Annotated in this window: 21 protein-coding genes; 12 read left to right on the top strand and 9 right to left on the bottom strand. The window is 58.8% G+C overall.

Going from position 1 to position 22335, the window contains the following annotated elements; translation table 11 throughout:
- Window positions 1–106: 106 nt before the first annotated feature.
- Entirely contained in the window at window positions 107–1690 is a 1584-nt protein-coding gene (locus WA411_RS03110) for a flavin-containing monooxygenase (protein WP_291904763.1), read from the bottom strand.
- Between the two features lie 231 nt (window positions 1691–1921).
- Here WA411_RS03110 and WA411_RS03105 point away from each other — a divergent pair, with 231 nt between their 5' ends.
- From WA411_RS03105 to pntB, 3 genes are all read left to right on the top strand, one after another.
- Window positions 1922–2554, top strand: coding sequence for a TetR family transcriptional regulator (locus WA411_RS03105; protein ID WP_291904765.1), 633 nt, complete (start codon window positions 1922–1924; stop codon window positions 2552–2554).
- 104 nt (window positions 2555–2658) lie between these two features.
- Window positions 2659–4236: a Re/Si-specific NAD(P)(+) transhydrogenase subunit alpha gene (locus WA411_RS03100; protein WP_291904767.1), complete on the top strand. Its 1578-nt coding sequence runs from the start codon at window positions 2659–2661 to the stop codon at window positions 4234–4236.
- 12 nt (window positions 4237–4248) lie between these two features.
- Window positions 4249–5640 (top strand): Re/Si-specific NAD(P)(+) transhydrogenase subunit beta, encoded by a 1392-nt coding sequence (pntB, locus tag WA411_RS03095; RefSeq protein ID WP_153634122.1) that lies wholly within the window; start codon window positions 4249–4251, stop codon window positions 5638–5640.
- Window positions 5641–5669: 29 nt separating this feature from the next.
- Here the strand turns inward: pntB and bamE are convergent, their stop codons facing one another.
- Together bamE and WA411_RS03085 are read right to left on the bottom strand one after the other, a co-directional pair.
- Window positions 5670–5975: an outer membrane protein assembly factor BamE domain-containing protein gene (gene bamE, locus WA411_RS03090; RefSeq protein WP_291905798.1), complete on the bottom strand. Its 306-nt coding sequence runs from the start codon at window positions 5973–5975 to the stop codon at window positions 5670–5672.
- Between the two features lie 154 nt (window positions 5976–6129).
- The gene (locus tag WA411_RS03085; protein ID WP_136629928.1) at window positions 6130–7242 is read right to left on the bottom strand and encodes an NADH:flavin oxidoreductase; all 1113 of its coding nucleotides are present in this window, start codon (window positions 7240–7242) and stop codon (window positions 6130–6132) included.
- A gap of 89 nt (window positions 7243–7331) precedes the next feature.
- On the opposite strand from WA411_RS03085, the gene WA411_RS03080 reads away from it, so the two are divergent.
- Both WA411_RS03080 and WA411_RS03075 read left to right on the top strand, forming a co-directional pair.
- Entirely contained in the window at window positions 7332–7802 is a 471-nt protein-coding gene (locus WA411_RS03080; RefSeq protein ID WP_153634124.1) for a winged helix-turn-helix transcriptional regulator, read from the top strand.
- Between the two features lie 167 nt (window positions 7803–7969).
- On the top strand, window positions 7970–8692 hold the full coding sequence (locus WA411_RS03075; RefSeq protein WP_291904770.1) for an OmpW/AlkL family protein: 723 nt from the start codon (window positions 7970–7972) through the stop codon (window positions 8690–8692).
- Window positions 8693–8842: 150 nt separating this feature from the next.
- Here the strand turns inward: WA411_RS03075 and WA411_RS03070 are convergent, their stop codons facing one another.
- A complete protein-coding gene (locus tag WA411_RS03070; RefSeq protein ID WP_291904771.1) occupies window positions 8843–10165 on the bottom strand; it encodes a DEAD/DEAH box helicase in 1323 nt (440 codons plus the stop codon).
- 332 nt (window positions 10166–10497) lie between these two features.
- Between WA411_RS03070 and WA411_RS03065 the strand changes: the two genes are divergently transcribed.
- Complete coding sequence (locus tag WA411_RS03065; RefSeq protein WP_291904772.1) at window positions 10498–11313, top strand: TlpA disulfide reductase family protein; 816 nt, start codon at window positions 10498–10500, stop codon at window positions 11311–11313.
- 37 nt (window positions 11314–11350) lie between these two features.
- Here the strand turns inward: WA411_RS03065 and WA411_RS03060 are convergent, their stop codons facing one another.
- Entirely contained in the window at window positions 11351–11806 is a 456-nt protein-coding gene (locus WA411_RS03060) for a DUF302 domain-containing protein (protein ID WP_291904773.1), read from the bottom strand.
- Between the two features lie 185 nt (window positions 11807–11991).
- Here WA411_RS03060 and mltF point away from each other — a divergent pair, with 185 nt between their 5' ends.
- A complete protein-coding gene (gene mltF, locus WA411_RS03055) occupies window positions 11992–13368 on the top strand; it encodes a membrane-bound lytic murein transglycosylase MltF (RefSeq protein ID WP_291904774.1) in 1377 nt (458 codons plus the stop codon).
- Window positions 13369–13419: 51 nt separating this feature from the next.
- Window positions 13420–14487 carry a transporter substrate-binding domain-containing protein gene (locus WA411_RS03050; RefSeq protein WP_291904776.1) on the top strand — a complete coding sequence of 356 codons (1068 nt, stop codon included), beginning with the start codon at window positions 13420–13422 and terminating at the stop codon, window positions 14485–14487.
- A gap of 26 nt (window positions 14488–14513) precedes the next feature.
- On the opposite strand, the gene WA411_RS03045 is transcribed toward WA411_RS03050, so the two are convergent.
- Window positions 14514–16040 (bottom strand): flavin-containing monooxygenase, encoded by a 1527-nt coding sequence (locus WA411_RS03045; protein WP_291904778.1) that lies wholly within the window; start codon window positions 16038–16040, stop codon window positions 14514–14516.
- Between the two features lie 212 nt (window positions 16041–16252).
- Between WA411_RS03045 and WA411_RS03040 the strand changes: the two genes are divergently transcribed.
- On the top strand, window positions 16253–17122 hold the full coding sequence (locus WA411_RS03040; protein WP_291904780.1) for a carbohydrate kinase family protein: 870 nt from the start codon (window positions 16253–16255) through the stop codon (window positions 17120–17122).
- Window positions 17123–17131: 9 nt separating this feature from the next.
- Here the strand turns inward: WA411_RS03040 and WA411_RS03035 are convergent, their stop codons facing one another.
- Window positions 17132–17680 carry a YgjV family protein gene (locus tag WA411_RS03035; RefSeq protein ID WP_291904782.1) on the bottom strand — a complete coding sequence of 183 codons (549 nt, stop codon included), beginning with the start codon at window positions 17678–17680 and terminating at the stop codon, window positions 17132–17134.
- A gap of 144 nt (window positions 17681–17824) precedes the next feature.
- Here WA411_RS03035 and WA411_RS03030 point away from each other — a divergent pair, with 144 nt between their 5' ends.
- Window positions 17825–18859 (top strand): histone deacetylase family protein, encoded by a 1035-nt coding sequence (locus tag WA411_RS03030; protein WP_291904784.1) that lies wholly within the window; start codon window positions 17825–17827, stop codon window positions 18857–18859.
- Window position 18860: 1 nt separating this feature from the next.
- Here WA411_RS03030 and rlmE read toward each other — a convergent pair whose 3' ends face one another.
- Window positions 18861–19481: a 23S rRNA (uridine(2552)-2'-O)-methyltransferase RlmE gene (rlmE, locus tag WA411_RS03025; protein ID WP_069182353.1), complete on the bottom strand. Its 621-nt coding sequence runs from the start codon at window positions 19479–19481 to the stop codon at window positions 18861–18863.
- A gap of 156 nt (window positions 19482–19637) precedes the next feature.
- Between rlmE and WA411_RS03020 the strand changes: the two genes are divergently transcribed.
- Both WA411_RS03020 and WA411_RS03015 read left to right on the top strand, forming a co-directional pair.
- On the top strand, window positions 19638–20366 hold the full coding sequence (locus WA411_RS03020) for a TrmH family RNA methyltransferase (RefSeq protein WP_291904785.1): 729 nt from the start codon (window positions 19638–19640) through the stop codon (window positions 20364–20366).
- 116 nt (window positions 20367–20482) lie between these two features.
- Window positions 20483–21151, top strand: a complete 669-nt coding sequence (locus WA411_RS03015; protein ID WP_222465689.1) for a transglutaminase-like domain-containing protein — start codon at window positions 20483–20485, stop codon at window positions 21149–21151.
- On the opposite strand, the gene WA411_RS03010 is transcribed toward WA411_RS03015, so the two are convergent.
- Entirely contained in the window at window positions 21148–22302 is a 1155-nt protein-coding gene (locus tag WA411_RS03010; protein ID WP_136630134.1) for an ABC transporter substrate-binding protein, read from the bottom strand. The genes WA411_RS03015 and WA411_RS03010 overlap by 4 nt on opposite strands.
- Window positions 22303–22335 lie beyond the last annotated feature (33 nt).

Raw genomic sequence — 22335 nt, 5'->3', positions numbered from 1 at the left:
TCCTTGGCCGATACCGGCAAGACCATTGCTTCAAGTATTGGCCATTCGGGCCAAAACGCAACTTAACTACCACGAAACCCGACCGGATGCCCCCGAAAATCCGACGCTAGACAGCCATGGCAGTCTCAGTTCCGGAAACGCTGTCACTCGCGCCTTTACACAGGTATTGCTCTGAGTCGAAGCGCCGCGTCTGGTTCCGGAACTGCCACGTAAAGCCCGGCCACAGTGTGGTGTTCTTACCGTTTTCATTCACGTACCAGCTCTTGCAACCGGTTTGCCACACGGAGTCGCCCAGCCTGGCATGAACAGAGGCGTTGTAACGGCTCTGAGCATCCGGTTTCACGTCGATGCTGGTCCACTGCTGCCGGCGCATCTGTTGGAGGGCATCCAGCACGTACTGGATCTGACTCTCGATCATATACACCATGGAGCTGTGGCCCAGACCGGTGTTCGGTCCCATCAGCATGAAGAAATTCGGGAAGCCACTGACGGTGGTGCCTTTGTAAGCCTCGGCGCCGTCTTTCCAGGCATCCAGCAGGTCCTGGCCATTGCGGCCAAAGATCATGCCCGCAGGGATCGGATCCTGGGCCCGGAAACCGGTTCCGTAGATGATGCAATCCACCTGCCGCTCATTGCCCTGACCGTCGATCACGGTGTTGCCCTGAACCTCACGGATACCCTCGGTCACCACATCCACATGGTCCTGTGCCAGCGCCGGATAGTAGTTGTTGGAAATCAGCACCCGCTTGCAGCCGAAATGGAAATCCGGGGTGACCTTCCTGCGCAGTGCCTTGTCCGGAATCTGGCTACGGATATGCCGGCGGGCCTGCAGCTCACCCAGCTTTAGAATCCGCGGATTGCCCACAAAGCCCAGCACCCGCGCCTCAAGCGACCAGTAGATACTCTGGCGGAAGGCATTGAGTGTTTGCGGGAACGCCCGGAACAGTCGTTTCTCCAGCGGCCGGATGGCCCGATCGGGTTTGGGCATGATCCAGGGCGGCGTGTGCTGGTACAGGTCCACCCGTGCCGCCTGCTTCGCCACTTCCGGCACAAACTGAATGGCAGAAGCCCCGGTGCCGATCACCGCCACCCGCTTGCCGCGCAGATCGTAGTCGTGATCCCAATCCTGGGAGTGGAAACGCTTGCCCGTGAAGGACTCGATTCCCTTGATCTCCGGATAGGCTGGCGTACTCAATCCCCCCATCCCGGAAACAAGGATATCGGCCTTCAACGTGGTGAATTCGGGCAGCTTTTCATCGGTGCGATCCAACCGCTCTCCAGGCTTCATACCCTTGTCCTGCATATACGCCCACAGCGCAGGTGCATCACTGGTCTCAAGGGTCCACCGCTGTCGGTTTTCGTCAAATCGCGCCCCGGCCACATGGGTGTTCAGGCGGATGTGCTTCATCAGGCCGTATTTCTCGGCACAGTGCTTCAGATAGGCCTTGATCTCGTGCTGCTGGGCATACATCCGGCTCCAGTTGGGGTTCTGCTCGAAGGAGAAGGAGTAGAGTGCAGACTGCACATCACAGGCACACCCCGGGTAGTGATTCTGGTGCCAGGTGCCGCCAATGTCGTCACTCTGCTCCAGGATCACGAAGTCGTTGTAGCCGGCTTCCTTGAGTTTGATGGCCATGCCGAGGCCGGAGAAGCCGGTGCCGATGATGGCGATCTGTGTGTTCTGTGTCATTGCTGCACTCCTGTGTTGGCCTGCCTGGCCTTGTCTGTTGTTATCCGGCGAGTCATCATGACCGGTAGACACATGTATACACAGGTTGGTAGACAGCCGTATACCGACTTGGCAATGAATGGCCTACGTTGACTGATGCTTGGCCTGTTCGGCCGGCTCTGGTTTTGGGGGCTGGCCGTTTGTGGGAAGGTGGCCCCGACAGCCGCTCTTGCACCCCACCAAGAGGAAAAGATGAACGGATTAACCGGCGGAAAACTCAAACTCATTCAGGCGGCGCTTCGGCTGATTACCGAAACCCGGAGCCTGACGTCTCTGGGACTGCGGGAACTTGCCCGGGAGGCGGGGCTGAATCCGAATACGTTTTACCGGCACTTCAAGAGTCTGGATGAATTTGGGCTGACGGTATTGGGCTACATTGCCGAAGAGATGAAAGCCGGCGTCCGGGATTTGCGGCAGATGGCGGACTCGTCCGAACAGGCATCGCGAGATACGGTGGCGTTCGTGTATCACTACTTTCTCGCCAATCCGGCGGCAACTACGGTGGCTGTCCGGGAACTCCACGGCCCTTCCCCGATACTTCGCCGTGCCCTGGAATCACAACTTGAAGCCAGCGCCCGGGAAATGGCGGAGGATATTATCGAGCGGCAGCTGGTGAGCGCCGTGCCGCCCGAGACCATTCATGAAATCTCCCGCATGACGATCCGCTACATCCTGTTCCGGGCCATGGATTACATCGAGAAACCCGCCCAGCGGGAAACCATCCAGACCGAAACCGAGCACTTCATCAATCGGCAGTTCCGCGGGGCGATGCTTGATCACCTGTCGCAGACAGAAGTCGAACGCCTCGCCCTGAAACACGGCTGAAAAACCTGCGATAACTCCGCTTTCCGGGCAGATCTGGCAACCTGCACTAGTATGTAGATAACCAGAACAAGTGATTGATCGGGAAATCCGGAGGCACACCAATAATGAAAATCGGTATCCCCAAGGAAATCTTTGAGGACGAGCGGCGAGTAGCCGCGACGCCACCCTCTGTTCACAAGTTGATCGGGCTCGGCTACGAGGTGATCGTTGAAAGCGGCGCCGGCGAAGCCGCGAACTACTCCGATACTGCCTATGAGAAAGTCGAGGCAGCCATCGCAACGGATACCAGCTCTCTCTGGAAAGAGGCCGACTTCATCCTGAAGGTTCGCGCGCCCATGGAGAATCCGGCACTGGGCAAGCACGAAGCGGATCTGATGAAGGAGGGCGCATTTCTGGTGAGCTACATCTGGCCGGCGCAAAACCCGGAATTGCTGGAAAAGCTGGCGGCCAGAAAAATTACGTCTTTCGCCATCGACAGCCTGCCCCGGATCAGCCGCGCCCAGAAAATGGACGCTCTCAGTGCCATGGCCAACATTGCCGGCTATCGGGCGGTGATTGAAGCGGCCAACCACTTCGGGCGGTTCTTTACCGGCCAGGTCACCGCCGCAGGCAAAGTACCTCCGGCGAAAATTATGGTGATCGGTGCCGGGGTTGCAGGCCTCGCAGCGATCGGCGCCGCCAACAGCATGGGCGCGATCGTGCGGGCCTTTGATACCCGTCTTGAGGTGAAGGAACAGGTCGAGAGCATGGGGGCCGAGTTCCTGGTTCTGGACTTTGAGGACGAGGATGGCAGCGGCAGTGGCGGCTACGCCAAGCAGATGAGCGACGAGTTCATCAAGGCGGAGATGGCGCTGTTCGCCGAACAAGCAAAAGAAGTGGACATCATCATCACCACCGCCCTGATTCCCGGCAAGCCGGCGCCGAAACTGATCACGGCCGATATGGTGAAATCCATGAAGCCTGGCAGTGTCATCGTGGATCTGGCGTCCGAGCGCGGCGGCAACTGCGAACTCACCGAGCCAGGCAAGGTGGCGCACCATCAGGGCGTTACCCTGATCGGGTACACCGACCTGCCCAGTCGCATGGCCAAGGTGGCCAGTGAACTCTACGCCACCAACCTGGTGCACCTGCTTACCGAGCTGACCCCCGAGAAAGACGGCAAACCCGTGGTGAACATGGATGACGAAGTCATCCGGGGCCTGACGGTGGTGCACGAGGAGGACATCACCTGGCCGCCACCAAAACCGGAATCGCCGGTCAGCCCCAAGCCTGCACCCGGCACCGAGGAACCCTCGGCCGCCGACAAGGCAGCGGCCAAGAAAGACGCCGATCGCAAAAGCCTGATTGGCAAAACCGTTCTTCTGGTTGTAACGGCCCTCGCCCTCTACGGCGTTGGCGCTCACGCACCGGAGAGCTTCCTGCAACACTTTACGGTGTTTGTTCTGTCCTGCTTCATCGGTTGGCAGGTCATCTGGAACGTTACGCCTTCCCTGCATACGCCACTTATGAGCGTCACCAATGCGATCAGTGGCATCATCGTTATCGGCGCCATTCTGCACCTGGCCCAGGCGGAGAACATTGCCGTCGGCATCATGGCGTTTGTCGCGGTGCTGATCGCCAGCATCAACGTGGGGGGCGGCTTCCGGGTCACCCATCGCATGCTCAAAATGTTCCGCAAGTAGGAGGCGCCCGATATGAGCACAGGACTGGTGAGCGTGGCCTACGTGGTCGCAAGCATTTGTTTCATTCTCAGCCTGGGTGGTCTCAGCCACCAGGAATCCGCGCGGCGCGGCAATCTTTACGGGGTCGCCGGCATTATCATCGCCGTGGGCGCAACCCTGGCCAGTGTTGACGGCGGTATCGTTTCGATCGTGATTGCCGTGTTGCTGGGTGCGGGCATTGGCATTGCCATCGCCAACAAGGTGGAAATGACCCAGATGCCACAACTGGTGGCCCTGCTGCACAGCTTCGTGGGCGCGGCTGCCGTGTTTGTCGGCTTTTCCGGCTACATCGAGCCGTTGATTGCCACCTCCGGTGCCGAGCACACCATCAAACTGGTGGAAGTCTACGTTGGCATCTTCATTGGCGCGGTGACTTTCACCGGCTCCCTGGTTGCCTGTGGCAAGCTCGATGGTCGCATCGACAGCAAGGCCCTGACCCTACCCGGCCGGCATATGATGAACCTGGTGGCCGTTATTGTCTGCGTGTTTCTGGGCGCCTGGTTCCTCGGTACCGACAGCATGGCCCTGGGCATCGTGGCGCTCGTTCTGATGACAGCCATTGCGTCCGTCCTCGGTATTCATCTGATCATGGCGATCGGCGGTGCCGATATGCCGGTAGTGGTCTCCATGCTCAACAGCTATTCCGGTTGGGCCGCGGCCTCCATCGGCTTCATGCTGGGTAATGATCTTCTGATTGTTACCGGTGCCCTGGTGGGCAGCAGTGGTGCCATTCTCAGCTACATCATGTGCAAGGCCATGAACCGCTCGTTCATCAGCGTGATTCTTGGTGGCTTCGGCCAGACCAGCAGCAGTTCGGCGGCCGCCGATGCCGACCAGACGGTGCACGAATCCAGTGTCGACGACGTCTGTGAAGAGCTGCGCAACGCCCAGTCGGTGATCATCGTGCCCGGTTACGGCATGGCGGTGGCCCAGGCCCAAAACGGCGTCAGCGAAATGACCAAGATCCTGCGGGACAAGGGTGTGAACGTGCGTTTCGGCATCCACCCGGTCGCCGGTCGCCTGCCCGGACACATGAACGTTCTCCTGGCAGAAGCCCATGTGCCCTATGACATCGTGCTGGAGATGGACGAGATCAACGAGGATTTCCCGGATACCGACGTGGTACTGGTGATTGGTGCCAACGACACGGTGAACCCGGCCGCCGCCGAGGATCCGGGCAGCCCGATTGCCGGCATGCCGGTGCTGGAGGTCTGGAAGGCTCATCAGGTGGTTATTCTCAAGCGAGGCATGGCCACCGGTTATTCCGGGGTGGAGAACCCGCTCTTCTTCAAGGATAACGCCCGCATGCTCTTCGGCGATGCCAAGGAAAGCATCGACAAGCTGGTGTCAGGTCTGCGGGGCTGAGCCAGCCCCGCGCCTGTTTACCTCAGTGATTACTCAGTCGTGTTGTAAACGTAAGACGAGACAGTGCCGTCCTGGTTGAACCGAACGACCAGGTCGGTGGTTTCCGCATCACCAAAGGCAGACCACTTGTACTTGCCATAGGTCCAGGTGCGTTTGCCATCCTCGATACCGGTACGCCACGGCTCGCCGAACAACTCCTGGATATCGGCTCGCGTGGTTTCACCAATCTGGATCTGGTCGACATTGTGGGTGGCAAAGTCTTTACCAACGGTCGCACAACCCACCATGGCAACCATCACAAGTGCCACAGACAGCGCTTTCATCGAACTAATCATCGACATACTGATCCCTCATATTCGGGTGAATTTCATCCATCATAACGTGTCTCTGAGCAGACGCGATTACGAAGACGACAGGTTCATCGGATAAAAAAAGCCGCAGCCCCGAAGGCACTGCGGCAAGTGTCGATCGTCCGATCGAAGGGGATAGTCAATACAGTTTGGCGAGGGACTTCTTGGCGAAGGATTCCACTTCGTTCAGGCGGCCTTCTTTAACCTTGATCAACCATTCAGGGTCTTGCAGAAGTGCCCTACCAACGGCGATCAGCTCAAACTCGTGGTTGTTCATCCGCTCCACCAGTTCATCGATACCGGCCTTCTCAACCGCTTCCTGCTTGCTGGCAAAAGTGCCGCTGATGAAATCCTCAGTCAGCCCGACACTGCCTACCGACATGGTGGGCTTGCCCGAAAGCTTCTGGGTCCAACCAGCGAGGTTCAGATCCGAGCCCTCGAATTCCGGCTCCCAGAAACGGCGGGTGGATGCGTGGAAAATGTCCACACCGGCTTCCACCAGAGGCTTCAGGAACCGCTCGAGTTCCTCGGGGCTATGAACCAGTTTGGCTTCGTAATCCTGCTGCTTCCACTGGGAGAAGCGCAGCATGATCGGGAAGTCGGGGCCTACCCGGTGACGCACTGCTTCCACAATCTCGACCACAAAGCGCAGGCGATTTTCCAGGCTGCCGCCGTACTCGTCATCGCGCTGGTTGGTGCCCTCCCACAGGAACTGGTCCAGCAGGTAACCATGGGCGCCATGGATCTCCACGCCGTCAAAACCGAGGGCTTTGGCATCCTGGGCTGCGTCGGCAAACGCGGTGATCACGTCTTCAATGTCTTCTTTGGTCATGGCCTTGCCGTTGGGCTTGCCCGGGGCAAACAGACCGGAGGGGCTGTAGCCCGGAACCGACGGATCCGGTGGTGTTCCTTCCTTTCTGACCGCGCCCACGTGCCACAGCTGCGGGAAAATCGCACCACCCGCCTCGTGTACCGCGTCTACCACGTTCTTCCAGCCTTCGAGGGCCTCAGATCCATGGAACGCCGGTACGTTCGGATAGCCATTGGCAGCCGGGTGATTCACGGTTGTGCCTTCTGTGATGATCAGGCCAACACCCGCCTCGGCCCGACGACGGTAATAGGCCACCACGTTTTCCCCCGGAACACCATCCGGCGAGAAGTTGCGGGTCATGGGCGCCATGGCCACACGATTGCGCAGTTTGAGGTTGTGGAGTTCAAAGGGTTCGAATAGCGGTCCAAGATTCATGCTCATGGTAATGTGCAACCTCACTAATTTGGTTTCGTAAAGCAACCCTATTGAATCTGGTTTTAAAATGCAACCCTATTCGGTACACTCCGGACATGGCCAGAAAACGTTTTGATGATTCCAGCTGTTCCGTCGCCCGCGCCCTCAATGAAGTGGGTGACTGGTGGTCCCTCCTCATTGTGCTGCACGCGATGTATGGCACCCGGCGCTTCGTCGATTTTCAGCAGGAGCTGGGCATTGCCAAGAATATCCTGTGCGATCGTCTGGCACGGCTGGTGGACAATGACGTGTTGCGCAAAGTTGACGTGGGCGAGCATGGATCACGTTTCGAATACCGCCTGACCGAAAAGGGCCGGGACCTCTTTCCGGTGGTTATTGCCCTTCGTCAGTGGGGGGATAAATGGAATCCGGCTCCAGACGAGCCCCCCCTCGACCTGCGCGACCGCGCCACCGGTCGACCGATTCACACGGTGGAAGTTCAGGACGCCGACGGCCAGGCCCTTTCCATTCGGGATGTGTTTGTCCCGGAAGAGAGCTTGCCAGCAGGGAAAAAGCACTCGGCCTGACCATCCGCAATATCCGCAGTCAAAGCACCACCGTCTGTTTTTTTGAGTTGAATCAATCCGCCGATCAACCCCGTGCAACTGCCCGGGCATTCTTGCGCTAAATCAAGTTTCCATTTCCCGATGTCATTAATCTGCAGTCATCAACGATTCAGGTTAAGGAGATGGATATGTCCCGTACATTCAAACTTGGTGTTCTGGCTGCAGCAGTGATGGCGGCAGCTCCGGCTGTTCAGGCGTACGAAGCCGGTGATTTTATTGGTCGCGTTGGTGTGGCAACGGTTGATCCGGATTCCTCCAGCAGCAACTTGAACTCCAACGCTCTCGGCGAAATTGATGGCGCCAAAGTGAGCGTCGATTCCAACAGCCAGTTGGGCCTGACTGCAACCTACATGCTGACTGACCAGATCGGTGTTGGCGTGCTGGCGGCGACTCCGTTCAAGCACGACATCAAGGGTGACGGCGCAGCTCTGGGTGGCACTGGCAAGCTGGCAGAAACCAAGCACCTGCCGCCCACCATCACGCTGCAGTACTTCCCGATGCCCAGTGGTAGCAAATTCCAGCCCTACGTTGGTGCCGGCGTAAACTACACCAACTTCTTTGAAGAGAAGACCACCCAGACGCTGACCACCACCTATGATGCGGTGGCAGGAAACCCGGGTATCAATGACACCGACATCGAACTGGATGACAGCTTTGGTCTGGCCGCCGAGATTGGTCTTGATTACATGATCACCGAAAACGTGGGTATCAACGCAGCGGTCTGGTGGATCGACATCGACACCGAAGCCACCATCAACGCTTATGCAGGCAATGCCGTTGCTGATACCAGCACCATTGATGTGGATATCGACCCCTGGGTTTACATGGTAGGCGTTTCCTACAAGTTCTGATCCCCGTGCCTCCGCCAGTCGCCACGGTCTGTTGGCTGGCGGGAGGTGCGCTTTCCTATGCGGGGCTTCTCCGGCCCCGCCTTTTTTTGCCCGTCTGAAAACAGAAAAACGGAGCCGAAGCTCCGTCTTTAGTCACTGCTTATCAGCCCGTCAGGCACTCTGGCGCTGGGCAGGACGACTTCGCTGACCACCGCCATTCTGGCTACGGCCACCGCTACGACCACCTGGTTTGGCGCCGAAGCTCTTCGGCTTTCCGCCGGGCCGAGCATTGCCACCGCCGTTACCATTCCGGTTACGGGCGCGGCTGGGATCGGCCTTTGCCTTGGGCTTGAGCGGCAGGTTGTTTTTCGGCTCAAAGCCTTCGACTTCCTTACGCGGCAGTTGCTTCTTGATCAGCTTCTCGATACCCGCCAACAATTTGCCTTCGTCGGCGCTGACCAGGGACAGGGCGTGACCGCTCTCGCCGGCACGACCGGTTCGGCCGATACGGTGCACATAGTCTTCCGGCACGTTCGGCAGCTCAAAGTTCACCACCTGGGGCAGCTGTTTAATGTCCAGGCCGCGGGCGGCGATGTCCGTGGCCACCAGCACACGCACTTCACCGGCCTTGAAGTCCGCCAGCGCGCGAGTACGGGCACCCTGTGACTTGTTGCCGTGAATGGCGGCAGCGGTGATGCCGTCCTTTTCCAGTTTCTGGGTCAGGCGGTTGGCGCCATGCTTGGTGCGGGTAAACACCAGCACCTGATCCCAGCTGTTGTCCCGCACCAGTTTGCTCAGCAGCGCGGTTTTCTGGCTCTGGTCTACCGGGTAGACAGACTGCTTCACTTTTTCGGCCGTGGTATTGCGAGCGGCAACCTCTACCTGCACCGGGTTATCCAGCAAGCCTTCGGCAAGCTTGCGAATGTCGTTGGAGAAGGTGGCAGAGAACAACAGGTTCTGGCGCTTGGCCGGCAGCAGCGCAAGAATTTTGCGAATGTCGCGGATAAAGCCCATGTCCAGCATGCGGTCGGCTTCGTCCAGCACCAGGATTTCCACTTCGTTGAAGCGCACCGCGTTCTGCTGATACAGGTCCATCAGACGGCCAGGTGTTGCCACCAGCACGTCCAGGCCCTTGCGCAGCTTCATCATCTGCGGATTAATTTTCACACCCCCGAAGACCACGGCAGCCTTGGTGGGAATGTATTTGCTGTAAAGATTCACGCTGTCATGAACCTGCGCCGCCAGTTCACGGGTGGGCGTCAGGATCAGGGCGCGGGGACCTTTGCCGGTGCGCGGATTTTCACCCAGACGCTGCAGCAGGGGCAAGGTAAAGCCGGCGGTTTTGCCGGTGCCGGTCTGGGCAGCAGCCATCACGTCCCGGCCAGAAAGTACGGCGGGAATGGCCTGGGCCTGGATAGGAGACGGGGTGTCATAACCCTGGTCAGACGTGGCACGAACCAGCTGCTCGGACAAACCGAGTGAAGAAAAACTCATATAAGATCAACTCTTGATTATTCTGCCTCCACGACCACCGTTCTCGGCGAATGCGGGCAGATGCCATGAATATTCATGGAATGAAAGACGACTACGGTCACGCGCCGTTATCGGGGTGACGTCCTCTGACAGGTCGTATGGAAAGGTCGCACGGGCTTAAAGCCTTAAACTGCGGAATCCCTAGAGGCAGGATGCAGGCACAGTAACAGAGGCCCGGCCAATTAGCCATAGGTGATTATAATAAGCATCCGAAGGAACCTGGCGCACTTCCCAAAGTCAGAGTGTTCTGATCACCATAACCCGATACGAATCTCTATAAGGTAGTAACAGGAATGAGCGTCAGCATCGGTCCCTTGAGCCTGTCCATCGGCCACCTGCTCCTGGTTATCGCCTTCGGCCTGGCTCTGCTGGTTGGAGGGGTACTCGGCCGCAAGTACCGGGTACCGGTGGCCGGATCGGTGGCCGATATCTTTGTGGTAGCGATGCTCAGCGCCCGGATCGGTTTCGTGATCAGCTACTTCGAGCATTACCAGAACGACCTGCTGGGCATCATTGATATCCGGGACGGCGGTTTTGATGTGCTCTGGGGTGTCATCGGCGCCCTCGTCTTCACCGGTTTTTTGATGTGGCGCAGGAAAGAACAACGCAGGCCACTGGCCACGGCTGCATTAACTGGCTTCCTGTTCTGGGCCGGCACAGCAGGAACGATCACGCTGATCGAACAACAGGCCCGAGGCATGCCGGACGTTACCCTACGATCGCTCAATGGCGAAGCGATCAACATGTCCCAGTTGGCTCCGGGCCAACCCCTGGTAGTGAACCTCTGGGCCACCTGGTGCCCACCCTGCATCCGGGAAATGCCGGTGCTGGAGGAGGCCCAGCAGATCTATCCGGATATCGCATTTGTGTTTGCCAACCAGCGGGAACAGCCGGAAACCATCCGTTCGTTTCTGGAAGAAAACCGCCTGAACCTGAACAACCTCTATCGGGACGACCAGGCCCAACTGGCCCGGGCCGTGGGGAGCAGTGGCTTACCAACCACGCTTTTCTACAATGCCGAGGGCCAATTAATCGATTCCCACATGGGCGAACTGTCACGGGCGACTCTGGCCCGGGGCCTGGAGAAGATCCGCAAACCGGAAGAATGATCCTGACTCGATTTCCCGATGGCAGCCTGAGGTTTATCTACTGGGTGGCCGCTTTGGCAAAATTCCCCAGTGCAACGCTCACTTTGTCGAGCACCTCATCGCACCCTTCAATGCTATGACGGTTTTTCAAGTACTCGGGATTGTTGTACCCCAGCCAAACCTCGCCATTGGCATCCGCCCAGATCAGCGCTTTCTGGGGCAGGTCAATGGCGACACTCTGGGCGCACTGCATCAGCGGAGTGCCGACTTTGGGGTTGCCGAAAATAACCACTTCGGTCGGACGAAGTTCCAACCCGGCTTTTTCAGCGCCCTGCTGATGGTTAACCCGGGCCATGACCGTCATGCCTTTTTCCTTCAGCACCGACTCGAGCTTGTCCGCCGTGGCTTTGACGTCGTGGCTGCTTTTGACCGCGACTAACCCGTCTGCCGCCTGTGCGTGCATTGCGAACAGCAGAGTTGAAGTCATCAGGGCAAGTCTGAACATACAGCGCATGGTGTCCTCCGGAGATTTTGCAGAGGATTTCAGCATAGAACACAAGTCAGCAATGCGCTTTCAGGAGGGTTAGAAGACGAGCAGATCTGAATTGAGGAATCCGAAAGCGCAGATTGCGAGTACTATGATAGGGAGATACGTGTTTATACGTAGACATTATCCCAAAATACCAAAAAAGGTTTGCTATGTCCCGACGGAAGTTCGCACCCGGTATTCTGATTTTGCCGCTGCTGTTCGCCGGCTGCAGTGAAAACAATAGCCAACAGACGACAACTCAGCAGACAGCAGAGCTCAAACCGCCATCGGAAACCGGCATTCTCAAAGTCGCCACCCGCAACGGCTCCACGACTTATTACCTGGATCGGCATGAAAACCCCGTCGGCCCCGAGCACGCGCTAATCAGCGCCTATGCCGAGCAACGTGGATGGGAGGTGGAATGGACCATGCTGGAGTCCACCAGCCAGGTTCTCGATGCGCTTGAGTCCGGCAGCACCCATCTGGCGGCAGCGGGCCTGACTCACCTGGCCTCACGGGATGAACGCTTTGCCCGTGGACCGGCCCACACCGAGATTACCGAACAACTGGTCTGCCATCGCGATTCGCGACCCATGCCCCGCAAACCCGAGGACATCCCCGGCACCGATATCGTCGTGACTGCCGGTTCCAGCTATGTCGAAACCCTGAACACGCTCAACGAGCAACACCCCGGCATCGAATTCGAAGAGGATGCAGACCGCACCACAGAGGTGATTCTCTCGGACGTTGCCGAGCAGGAGGTGGGCTGCACCGTGGCCGATTCCAACATCGTTCAGGTGATGCGCCGGCATTTCCCGCACCTGGAAGTCGCCATGACGCTGACGGACGGTCGGAACCTGGGCTGGTACCTGCCCAGGAACCAGCAGGCGCTGGGAGACGATGCCCATGAATGGATGAACAGCGTCGATGGCGATGAAGCCATCGGACTGATGGAGAACCGATACTATTCCTACATTGGTGATTTCGATTTTGTCGATCTGCGCGCGCTGAACCGGCGAATTGAGGATCGGCTGCCGGAGTTCATTGATCAATTCCGGGAAGCGGAAGCCAAAACCGGCATGCCAGCCGACCTGCTTGCCGCTTTGGCTTACCAGGAATCTCACTGGGATCCCGCCGCGAAATCGCCTACTGGCGTCCGGGGTATCATGATGCTGACCCAGCGCACTGCCGAATCACTGGGCGTGACCAACCGGCTGGACCCTGAGGCGGCCATTGATGGCGGTGCACGCTATCTGGCTGACAGACACCGCCGCCTGCCGGAAACCATTCCGGAGCCGGACCGCACGTTCCTGGCCCTGGCCAGCTACAATATCGGACGTGGACATCTGCTGGATGCCCGCGCGCTCGCCAGGACCCTGAACAAGAATCCGGACTCCTGGCAGGACATGACCGAGGTGTTACCCCTCAAGGCGGACAAACGATACTACCCAAGCACCCGCTACGGATACGCCCGGGGCTACGAGCCAGTGCATTATGTGCAGCGAATCCGTAACTACCGGGACGTGATTCGTTCCGCCTTCGAATAACCTGTTGATAATTAAAAGGGAGCGCGGCACCGAAACGGGCCGCAACAAGCTATGGTAAACAGGATTTTCACTTGTTTTTTTTTGCTCACACTGGCGATCTCAGTCCAGGTCCATGCCCAGACCTCCCCTCTGAGGGTCGGAATTACCGAGGTGCCGCCCTTTGCAATGAAGAACGGTGACGGACGCTGGGAAGGCATCAGCGTTGACCTCTGGCAGGAAGTGGCAGCCGGGATTGACCGGGAGTTCAAATGGGTACCGATGAGCTTCAACGAACTGTTGAACGCCACCGAAAACGGCGAGATTGATGTGGCCGTCGGCGCCCTTACCATGACCGCAGACCGCGAAGGCCGGTTTGATTTCAGCCACCCTTTCTATCAGACCGGTCTATCCATAGCAGTTCCGCCGGTGCCGGAGCAGAGCCTCCTCGGTAGCCTGCGAGCCATGGTCAGTTGGCAGTTCGTAAGCGTGGTACTGGCTCTCGGCGCTCTGCTCCTGGCCGTCGGCTTCCTGCTCTGGCTGGTTGAGCGACGTCGAAATCCGGAACAGTTCGGGGGCTCTGCGGCCGAAGGGATCGGTTCAAGCTTCTGGTGGGCGGCTGTCACCATGACCACCGTCGGTTACGGAGACAAGGCTCCAGTTACTTTCCCGGGCCGGTTGATTGCCCTGGTGTGGATGTTTGCCGGTTTGATCATGGTCGCCAGCTTCACGGCGGCCATCACCTCCTCTCTGACCGTCAGCAACCTGCGCACCGGTATCGAGGGCGTTGGGGACCTGCCAGGAAAAATTGTCGCCACCATTGGCCAGACTGCCAGCCAGCGCTATCTGGAAGAAGAGCGCATTCGCTATCAAACCTACCCCAACCTCACTGCTGCCATGACCTCGGTTGCCGACGGCGAGAGCGATGCCATCGTTTACGACCGGCCGCTGATGCAGTACCGCAACCAGCAGCTGGGCGAGAAGCGGCTGACTATCCTGCCGGGGGTATTTGCAGAGCAGCTTTATGCATTGGCCTTGCCCGAGGGCAGTCCAATTCGGGCACCGGTTTCCCAGGAGATACTGCGAGTGACCGAATCCGAGGAATGGGTTGCCATTCAAGCCGCGTACCTTGGCAGGGAATGACTTAAGAGCCTGAACGGCTTCCGTGCTCAGGCCCCGAACAGGGCCGAGCGCAGAGGCCGAAGGAAACCACCGGATTCCTTGTGACTCGCATGGGTCCGCTTGCCATCGAATTCCAGATAGCCATCTTCGATCGGCTCGAATCTCAAGATTTTCACATCCTCCAGGTAATTCTGGGACGATTTCCAGGGCCCATGGGTACCCTGTCGGGGCAGGCGATCCGCAGCGCGATGGATGTAGCCAGAATTGAGAGAGCCCAGGACGGTATCCTCGCCCCGGCTGTTTTCGGTATCACGGGCTACCACGGTGCGATACCCTCGCTTGTCCATGAGGTTCATCAACCGGCAGAGGTACTCGGCGGCAATATCCACCTTCAGTGTCCAGGAGATGTTGGTATAGCCGAAGATCATGCCGGCATTGGGCACGCCCTCTACCATCACGTTCTTGTAGATGATCTTGTCTTTCATCACCACTTCCCGGCCATCCACGGTCGGTCGGATTCCGCCCAGCATCTGGATATCCAGGCCGGTGGCCGGAATGATGATATCCGCCGCCAGTTCCTCGCCGGACTTCAGGCGTATGCCGGTTTCCGTAAAGCGATCAATATGATCAGTGGCGATGGAGGCCTTGCCGGCTTTCATGGCCTGGAAAAGGTCCCCGTCTTTCACCACACACAGGCGTTGGTCCCAGGGATTGTAATCCGGCGTGAAGTGCCGCATGTCGGCGGTGTCGCCAACCTTGCGTTTGATGATGCCCAGGAACAGCCGTCGCATGAACTGCGGGCTCTTTCTGGAACGCTGGTAGAGAAAACGCGAAATAGAAATATTCCTGGCCCGGGTCAGCCGGTAGGCGGTCTTCTCGGGCAGGACCTTTTGCAAGGCCAGAGTGACCTTGTCGGTCGACGGCAGAGGCATCAGATAAGTGGGTGAACGCTGGAGCATGGTCACGTGGGCGGCCCTCTCCGCCATGGTCGGCACCAGGGTAATCGCGGTTGCGCCGCTGCCGATAACCACCACCTTCTTGCCCGTGTAGTCGAGATCTTCGGGCCAGTGCTGGGGATGCACGATCTGGCCGCGGAAATCACCTTCGCCCGGAAAGTCCGGTTTGTAGCCCTGATCATAATTGTAGTAACCGGTGCACCCGACCATGAAGTTGGCAGTGTAGTGCTCGGTTTCACCGGTTGTTTCGTTCAGGGCCGTGAGCTTCCAGCATTTGTCCACGCCCGACCAGTCTGCCGTCTTGACCGCCAGCCCGAAACGAATGTGGCGCTCCACGTCGTGTTCCCTGGCGGTCTCCGACACATAATTCTTGATCGACGCACCATCCGCCAGCACCTTGCCGCCGGTCCAGGGACGGAAGTTGTAGCCGAAGGTGAACATGTCGGAATCCGACCGGATACCCGGATAGCGGAAAAGGTCCCAGGTGCCCCCCAGGGCTTGCCGGCGCTCGAGGATGGCAAATGATTTCCCTGGGCACTCGCGCTTCAGGTGACACGCCATGCCAATGCCGGAAACACCGGCGCCGATGATCAGTACATCGAAATGCTGGTTGCTCATTGCCTACCCACTCGGATTCCAGTCCGCTTTTTATAATCAATGGTCTGTCATCAAGATAGCGCAGGCCTGGCGACCCGGGAATTGGCCAAAGCGGTCCCCGACCCTGGTTGTTTCAGCCAGTCGTCTGCCGGGGGCGTAGTGGGAGGGAGGATCTGCAGAATCGAAACCCCGCCTACAATGGCAATTCCTAGCGGATTGCGGACAAGACCACCATGACAAAACCGATCCTTATTCTCGGCGGTGCCTCGCTGGATACCATCATTCACCTGCCGGCACTGCCAACGCCGGAGCCACAGACCATCTGGCCCAGGGAAAGCTACCGTGCCCTGGGCAGCACCGGTGCTGGCAAAAGCCTGAACCTGGCTGCTCTTGGGCAAACCGTGGTCTTTCACACAGTGCTGGGCGGGGATCCGGAAGGCCAGCAGATTCAGGCCGCACTCGGCCACCCCGGGATCTGTCTTCTGACGGAACAGACCGACGCCCCGACCGAACAGCATGTGAACCTGATGTCCGCGGACGGCAAACGTATTTCCCTGTTCATCCAGCCGCCACCGGAGCCGGAACAGGTGGACTGGAACCAGGCGCAACAGGCTTTGGCAGAGTGCGCCGTGGCGGTGGTAAACATCCTCGGTTACACCCGCTCTGCCCTGCCGTGGCTGAAGGCTTCAGGCACGCCCATCTGGACCGACCTGCACGACTACGACGGCCACAATTCCTACCACGAACCCTTTATCGACGCCGCGCGGGCCATCTTCCTGTCCAGCGACAATCTTCCGGACTACCGCACCACCATGGAAGGGTTGATAGCTCGGGGTAAGGAGTTCGTGGTGTGCACCCACGGATCGGAGGGGGCGACGCTGCTGAACAAGGAAGGACGGTGGCTGGAGCAACCCGTGATGCCAGTCTCCGGGGTGGTCGATACCAACGGCGCCGGCGATGCGTTTTTCAGCGGTTTTCTGCACCGTTACCTGCAAGGCGCCGAACTGGCAGACTGCCTGAGGGCCGGCGCAATCTGCGGAGCGCTCTGTGTGACCAGCCGTGAGCTTGCATCACCAGAGCTGAGCCCGGAACGGCTGGCCTGACACCCGGGATCAGCTGCCTGGGGTGAAATCGGGGTATTTCTTCTTAAGCCGGTAGAGGCGGATGATGGTGATGATATTGGTGACCAACACCATGCCCTCGGCCAGTGTGCCACCCACCGAGCCGATCACGATGTTGTTGAGCATCCACGCCAGGGCAGCCAGCCCGAGAACGATACGCAAGGGAATACCCCGGAGCATGAACATGCCCACAGTGCCGAAAACCGCGGCGGCCAGGGGGAAAACGTCGGTGATCGATTTCCAGGTCGCCCAGGCGACAAGCAGGTTCACCACCAGCATGCCCAGCATAATGGCCCAGTTGCCTTGGTACCTGCGGGCCAAGGCGATCCTTAAAATCACCAGAACCGTCAGTGCCGACGCTGTCCAGCTCTGGAAAAACGCGAACATCAGGGCAAAGGCCACATTGGCGGAAATCAGCAGCACCATCAGCCGGTCGTCGTTCTTGTTGGCGAAACCGGCTATGCAGAAACCCAAGGCTACCAGACCGCACACCTGGCCCAGCACCTCGGCGAGGGTCATGTCCGCGATCAGCTCAATCATCCTTTACCGGCCTGTCGCTCGTCGCCATATCGGTAATCACCTCTGTCTGCAAAAAGTTTCAGCCTGCCACAATCAGTGCCTTTGAGCCATCAAGCTCCCTGTGCCAAAGTGCACACGTCATTCAGCAAGGACCCACCCAGGACCATGAAAACCGTATTCTCTCCACTGCACAGCCGCCGACACGTCAAAACCGAACTGGACGGTGGGCTGCTGATCGAACCCCACGAGAAGCCTTCCCGTGCCGAAACCATCCTGGCAAGGGTGAAGGATCAGGCGCTGGGGGAGATTCTGGAACCGGAGGAATTTGGCCTGGAGCCCGTGAAACGGGTGCACACGGCCGATTATGTGGCCTTCCTGGAAACCTGCTGGCAGGACTGGCTGGCGGCCGGCAAACCGGGCGAGGCGATTCCGGCGGTCTGGGCCGGGCGCGGCATGCGCCACCGGCTACCGAGAGACGTCGACGGCCGGCTAGGATACTACAGCTTTGCGGCGGAGACCTCGATTTCGGACGGCACCTGGGAAGCGGCCCGGGCCTCCGCCAACGTGGCCTTGACCGCCCAGAAACTGGTGGCCGAAGGCGAACGCGCCGCCTTTGCCCTGTGCCGCCCGCCCGGCCACCACGCCCACGCCGACCTTTTTGGTGGCTACTGTTTCTTCAACAATGCCGCCATCGTGGCCCAGGCCTTCCGCGACCAGGGTTATGGCAAGGTCGCGGTCCTGGATGTGGACTTTCACCACGGTAACGGCACCCAGGCGATTTTCTATGATCGCAACGACGTGCTGACCATCAGCCTGCATGGCGATCCAGACCTGGTGTTTCCCCATTTTCTGGGCTTCGAAGACGAGATTGGCGAGGGCTCAGGCGAAGGCTACAACCTGAACATTGTCTACCCGCCCAACACGCCATACAGTGTCTGGAGTCAGGGGCTGGAGAAAGCCTGCGAGCGGATCCAGTCATTCCAGCCAGACGCCCTGGTAGTTGCCCTGGGCGTCGATACCTTCGAAGAAGACCCGATCTCGTTCTTCAAACTGAGCTCCGGCGATTATCTGACCCTGGGCCAGCGCCTCGCACAGCTTGGACTACCAACGGTATTTACCATGGAAGGCGGTTACGACGTCGACGCCATCGGCGTCAATGCGGTGAACGTGATGCAGGGATTCGACCGGGCTGCAGGCTGAATCAGCCCTTGAAGCCCTTGCCGAGGACGTAGACTTCCCGGGAGCGGGAGCGGGAGGAATCCGGCTTTCGCACCACCACCTTGTCGAAGACGGCGCGTACGGATTTCAGGTACTCGTCGTACCCTTCGCCCTGAAACACCTTGGCCAGGAAACTGCCCTTGGGCTTGAGCACCTGACTTGCCATGTCCAGCGCCAGTTCCACCAGGTACATGGACGAGGCCTGGTCGGCAACGGTCACGCCGCTGATGTTCGGCGCCATGTCGGAAATCACCACGTCGACCGGGTCATCGCCCAGGGTGGCCATGATCGATTCAAACACGTCGTTCTCGGTGAAATCACCCTGGATAAAATCGACGCCGGCAATGGCATCCATGGGCAGGATATCGGAGGCGATGACACGGCCCTTGTGGCCCACCAGTTTGGCCGCCACCTGGGACCAGCCACCGGGGGCGGAGCCCAGATCCACAACCACCATGTTGGGGTGGATCAGCCGATCCTTCTTGTTGATCTCAAGTAGCTTGTAACTGGCACGCGAGCGGTAGCCATCCACCTGCGCCTGCTTCACGAAGGGGTCGTTGACGTGCTCTTCGAGCCAGCGGTTACTGCTTTTGGATCGGGCCATGGGGTCTCTTCAGAACGGGAAAGCCAAGCGCTCATTGTACGTGCCGCGCCGGGCCGCGGCAAAACCCTGACAACCGGGCTGGCCACACGTACAATCCGGCCAGCATTCTGTGATTTTTCAGAACCGACCAAGCCCACCTCACCGGAGACTCCCCTCGTGAATCTGGCCGACATCAAAAAGCTGCACCAGAAAAAATACCGGCAGTCGTTTGGCCACTACCTCGTTGAGGGTGAACACCTGATTCTTGAGCTGCAGAAAGCCGCTACCCGCCAACCCGCCCTTGAGGCCTCGGAGCTTTACGTCAGCGGATCCTATGAGCACTGGCAGAGCCCGTTCAAAACCCATGTCATTAGCGATCGCCAGATGGCCCAACTTGCCGACACCCGAACACCCCAGGGGATTCTGGCGGTTGTGCCCATCCCGGAGTGCCCAGCGGAACCGGTACCCGGGGAAAAAGCGATTTATCTGCACGAGGTTCAGGACCCCGGCAACCTGGGTACCATACTGCGCACTCTGGCCTGGTTCGGCGGTTTCCGGTGCCTGCTAAGCCCTGGCAGTGTCGACCCCTTCAACCCGAAGGTGGTGCGTGCCAGCATGGGCGCGATCTTTCACGTGCCTCTTGAGACCGACGTTAATCTGGCCAGCCTTGCCGACCGATACCAGAGCCTTGCCTGCCTGGACCTCAATGGCAGTTCGATGACATCGCAGGCTTTCCGCCAGCACGACTGTTATCTGTTTGGTAACGAAGCCCGGGGTGTGCCGCGCGAAGCTCTCGACCATCTGAAGGCGGCGCCCTACAGCATTCAAGGCCAGGGCCAGATCGAATCCCTGAACCTGGCATCGGCGGTCAATATGTGCACCTACGAATTAATGCGAGAGCTTTAGGCTGCAAACCGAATTCTGTGAGCATTTTCGGCAATGGTTCTGGCGGATACCGCCATTGCCTGACGATTGCCAATTGAGCAGGATCAGAAGTTGATCCCGAAACCGGACCGATGACTATGGAACGCTATCTCCAGCCCACCGCCTTTTTCGACTATGACCACCCCCGGCTGGCCGCCTGGATTGAGTCACAGCTGGAGGGTGTTCCTGATGAGCCGGTGGAGCAGATCAAGACGCTCTATCTCGCCGTTCGCGACAGTATTAGCTATAACCCTTACGTGTTCCGGACTGATGCCAACACGTTCAGTGCCAGTTATGCCCTGGAAAGCGGCGAAACCTACTGCATCCCCAAGGCCGTTCTTCTGGGGGCAGCAGCTCGCTCAATTGGCATTCCCAGCCGGCTTGGGCTGGCCGATGTGCGCAATCATCTCTCAAGTCCGAAACTGATCGAATGGCTGCAGTCGGACATCTTCCGAATGCACGGTTACATCGAGCTGTTCCTGAACGGCCAATGGGTCAAGGCGACCCCTGCGTTCAACCGGCAACTGTGCGAGCTGATGAAGGTGGAACCGCTGGAATTCGACGGGGTGCACGATTCCATGTTTCAGGAGTATACCGAGGACGGTCATGCGCACATGGAGTATGTGAACGACCACGGCCTGTTCGACGACGTGCCCCACGAATTCATCGTCTCCGGTGTGCGTGAGGCCTACGGCCATCTCTTCGAGGACGAGGAAGAACCTGACATGCCCAAGGGGAGTCTCGAGCAGGATATATCGAGGCCCTAGAGCCTGCTCGCTACCGAGCCCGTTTCCTGCCTTGTCAGCGCTCCGGTGATCGCATCCAGCACGGCATCAGGGTCAGGCACGGCCTTCGCAGTCTCAGACTCGCCAACACGGCTGAACTGTCGGAAATCAACACTGCCCCAATTCTCCGGATCCGCAATGCGCTGTACCTGGTCGATATTGTCACGGGTTGCCGGTTCCAGCTTGTAGCGGAACACATAGTCCGGTGACATATCATCGAAGTCCCGGCCATTGTGGTAGTCATGCAGGAGGAGCAAGGCAAGCCCACCACCCATGAAATGCCGCCCCAGGCTGACCAGTAACTCCCCGGACCGAATTTTATCCAGGGCTTCGGGTTGCCAGTCGACACTGCCCACCAGCAGATCCTGCCCCGGGACCCGGCCGGCATTCCGGGCAGCTTCAATGGCCCCCAGTGCCATGCCATCGCTCGCGCTCCAGACAGCGGCAGTGTTCGGATAGCGCTCCAGCAGGACTTCTGTTTTTTCCCTGGCCAGCTCACGACTCCAGTTGGCGTATACCAGCTGCAGGAGCTCACTGCGCTGCTGGACGGCAGCCGCCAGTAACCCCCGATCCCTATCCTTGGCAGCAGAGGAATCCAGCGTTCCCGAGAGGGCCACCATGGGGATGCTGGTTCGGGGGGCGAGCGCCAGTTGTTCGGCCTGTTTGCCCAGCAGCGTTACCAGTGTGCGGCCGGCAGCAATATTGTCCGGAGAGAGATGGCCCAGCCAGCCTGGCAAGACGGTTCGCGGCATACCGATGCTGGCTCGGGCAGCGTCAGGCACATCGGTATTGAAAGTGAACGCCTTTACCCCCGCCCCATCCGCGAGCCTGAGCATGGGTTCGGTGACATTCTCCTTGCACATGAACAGCAGGTAGTCCGGCTTTTCGTCACGGCCCAGCACGTCCTTCGCCATGCGAAGATAGCTGAATCGATGACTCTCCCGGTCGTACTGAACCTCCAGGTCTACCTCGAGATCCTCCGCCACCGCCTCCATGAAACCGGCCACCAGTTGCCAGAAACGGGAGTCGTCCGGAGACAGAAAAACAACACTGGGTCTGAGACTGGCGTTTGCAAGAGGAGCTGCAAGCAGGAGCAGGAAACTGATCAACAAGCGGGCTGGATAAGACCTCATGAAACAAATCACCCTCTGGAGGATCTGCCTGGG

Source organism: Marinobacter sp. CH_CUG1437-1, assembly GCF_037029655.1.
Taxonomy (GTDB): domain Bacteria; phylum Pseudomonadota; class Gammaproteobacteria; order Pseudomonadales; family Oleiphilaceae; genus Marinobacter; species Marinobacter salsuginis.
The sequence above is the reverse complement of the archived record's forward strand: the minus strand, read 5'-3'. Positions and strand labels throughout refer to the sequence as shown.